This is a genomic window from Salinivibrio costicola subsp. alcaliphilus (genome assembly GCF_001996185.1).
In the GTDB taxonomy this organism is placed as follows: Bacteria; Pseudomonadota; Gammaproteobacteria; order Enterobacterales; family Vibrionaceae; genus Salinivibrio; species Salinivibrio costicola.
In genome coordinates, this window is the sequence record NZ_MUFR01000088.1 from 1 (window position 1) to 2,200 (window position 2,200).

Here is a 2,200-nt window from a genome sequence, read left to right on the forward strand (position 1 = left end):
GGGATTGATGTCATTGGCACGGCATGTCATCACCAAGCTATACAGATTAGCACTCGCTTTTGCTCCACCGACAGATGTCGAGAACATCCAGTTCTTTCGACCCGTGGCGAACGGGCGGATGTCTCGCTCCGTCACATTGTTGTCGATGCTAATGCGGCCATCTTCCAGATAGGTCAGCAGTTTGGGCCACTGATTTTTCGCATACGTGATGGCCTGGCCTAAGGCGCCTTTGGGCAACACATGCATGCTATCAAGCCAGCGTTTAAAGTCATTTAACAGAGGCAGACTTTCTTGCTGTCTGAGTTGTTGCCGGGCCTCGACCGATAAGTGTTTCCCGCGTCGCTCGATGCCGTAGAGCTTGTTGATGAAGGTGAGCGCTTTTTCTGGCTTGCCGGCTTTTTTCGAGGGCGACGCCTTTTGCGCATCGGTAAATTTACGGCGAACATGAGCCATACACGCTGCTTGCGTCACACCGTCAACGGTATCGTAAGCACTGTAACCATCGGACAGAAGATAGCCCTGATAATCGCCCAGGAACGCTCGCACACACGCGCCGGCTCGACTGGGTTGATAATCATAAATCACCACCGGGTGGTCGGTAAATTCACCACTGCGATACACCCACATGTAAGAGGTCGACTGCGCTTTTCTATCTGCTTCTTTGAGCACTTGCACCGTGGTTTCATCGGCGCAGATAAGTGGCTCGCTGGCTAACTGTGCTTTCATCGTATCGATAATCACGTCAACTTTGCTGCCCAGCTGCACACACCAGTTGGCTAAAGTGGCACGGCTAATGTCGATACCCGCTCGGTTCAGCATATCGACTTGACGATATAGCGGCAGTGCATCCACATATTTGGCGGTCACGACGGCGGCAAACGCCTCTGGACTGCCAAGGCTTTTGGGGATCATGCTAGCTGGCTTCGGTGCGGTCACTACCTGGCTGGTTTCAGCGGTTTGCTCGCACTGGCGGCAGGCATATTTGGTGCGCTCATGACGAATGACACTGACCCGCTGCGGCACGATTTTCAATGTTTCGCTCACTTCTTTGCCACAGGCGTGTAAGGGCACGTCGCAGCACGCGCAATAAGGGGTATTTAAGGTATGGGTGTGCACCTCACGCTCAAGATCAGCAGGTAGGGGTTTGCGTCCTGTTTGACGTCTCGCCTTAGGCGCAGAGGGTAACGCATCTTGCTGCTCGGCTTCGTTGAAAGTGCCTTTCGTCACTTTTTCACTTTGTGCGGCAAAGCGTTTGGATTGGCTCAGATTTAACTGCTCAATCAATAACTGAACGTGATTTTTTAACGCCGAGATCTCTTCCTCTTTGTCATGCAGCAATGCCTCTTTCGCCACTAGCATGGCTTTAAGTTGCTCGATATCATCAGGGAGGTCGGTCATTGGGCGTCATCTTCTTACCGTGTAATGGCAACAAGTTTGACGGCGCAAAAGGATCGTTCAAGGGCAATATGATGATCACTGTCATGGGTCACACTTCTAGTCCCTTTAAAGGATGATGCCCGTGACTGTTTTCCAGTGACAGTCCCGATAGGAGCCAGTGAAGTTGCGGTTTACTCAGAGTGATCACGCCGTCAGGGCTTGGGCGAGGCCACTTGAAGGTGCCCTTTTCGAGGCGGCGGTAATACAGCCAAAACCCATTGGTATCCCAGAATAAGATTTTGAGCTTATCGCGACCGCGATTACAGAAAATAAACCAGGCTTCACTAAAGGGATCCATCTCAAGCTGCTCGGCCACGATCAATGATAGACCGTCAATCGACTTGCGCATGTCGGTGACGCCAGAGACCAAGAATACCTTGCCAGAAGGCGTCATTGCAGTGCATCCACCCAGTGTTTGATTTGTGCGGCGTTGAGCGTGGCGGGTAACTCGGCTCGAATGCCATTGGCAAAGACAAGCACGACGGACGCCCCAGGTAAGTGACCGGACGTATCGACCACAACCGGCTGCACGGTTTGCGCTTGTTGGTGTTCACGTAATCGCTTCGACCAATAATAAAAAGTTTGATAGGGAATAGCGTTGTCTTGGCAAAACTGCTTAATGGACACTGTGCTTTGCTTTTGTTGTTCAATGATCGCCGCCCAGTGCGCGCGTTTTTGTGCTTGTTTCATGGTACCTCCGCTCAAAAAGGTACTATGGCAAAGCCCGTGTCTTATGGGTATGTGGGGTTTATTAACCGCTTAC

General features: G+C 51.7%; 3 protein-coding genes. All 3 read right to left on the bottom strand.

The window, feature by feature from the left end; all coding sequences use genetic code 11:
• The coding region (gene tnpC / locus BZJ21_RS15190) for an IS66 family transposase (protein ID WP_077670244.1) at window positions 1-1,398 on the bottom strand (1,398 nt) is incomplete at its 3' end.
• 88 nt (window positions 1,399-1,486) lie between these two features.
• Window positions 1,487-1,831 (bottom strand): IS66 family insertion sequence element accessory protein TnpB, encoded by a 345-nt coding sequence (gene tnpB / locus BZJ21_RS15195; protein ID WP_025675503.1) that lies wholly within the window; start codon window positions 1,829-1,831, stop codon window positions 1,487-1,489.
• Window positions 1,828-2,127: an IS66 family insertion sequence element accessory protein TnpA gene (tnpA, locus tag BZJ21_RS15200; RefSeq protein WP_077577339.1), complete on the bottom strand. Its 300-nt coding sequence runs from the start codon at window positions 2,125-2,127 to the stop codon at window positions 1,828-1,830. Before tnpA ends, tnpB begins: the two co-directional genes overlap by 4 nt.
• Window positions 2,128-2,200 lie beyond the last annotated feature (73 nt).